Below are 722 nucleotides of genomic sequence, written 5' to 3'. Positions count from 1 at the left end.
GATTTCAACAGCATCAAGCAAGTAGGGAAAAATCCAAAGGGGCTCATCGTAACCTGGGTAACCAACTGGTTGATCAAGCCATTCACCATGTATGGACTTGCCTACCTCTTCTTTTTTGTCATCTATAAACAGATGCTTCCAGAAGCATTGGCCAAAGAATACCTAGCCGGGGCAGTGTTGCTTGGAGCAGCTCCCTGCACCGCCATGGTCTTTGTGTGGAGTCATCTTACCAAAGGAAATCCCGCATATACTGTAATTCAAGTCGCCACCAATGACTTGATCATCCTGATAGCGTTCGTCCCTATCGTAGGACTGCTTCTCGGAATCAGCGGCATCGCCATTCCATGGGGCACCCTCTTTCTCTCGGTGGCACTGTTTGTGGTGATTCCCTTGCTTTCAGGATGGATCAGCAGAGTACAGATCACCAAATCCAAAGGTCTGGAATATTTTGAAAGCCAATACATTCCTAAGTTTTCCAATGTCACCATCCTTGGACTTCTCTTGACCTTGATCATCATTTTCTCGTTCCAAGGACAGACCATCATTGATAATCCCTTGAACATCATCCTGATTGCCATTCCCTTGATCCTACAGACTTTCTTGATCTTCTTCATCGCCTACTTTTGGGCAAAAGCGTGGAAGATTCCCCATGAGGTGGCAGCTCCAGCAGGCATGATTGGAGCTTCAAACTTCTTCGAACTGGCGGTGGCTGTGGCCATTTC

1 protein-coding gene is annotated in these 722 nt (G+C 47.1%); it reads left to right on the top strand.

All coding sequences use genetic code 11. The annotated features are described in order from the left end of the window. Positions 1-722: arsenic resistance protein (locus tag EYA77_RS00630; RefSeq protein WP_167815565.1), on the top strand; the 722-nt coding region annotated here is incomplete at both ends.

The organism is Methanocorpusculum sp. GPch4 (assembly GCF_012062385.1).
Classification (GTDB): domain Archaea; phylum Halobacteriota; class Methanomicrobia; order Methanomicrobiales; family Methanocorpusculaceae; genus Methanocorpusculum; species Methanocorpusculum parvum.
The sequence above is the reverse complement of the archived record's forward strand: the minus strand, read 5'-3'. Positions and strand labels throughout refer to the sequence as shown.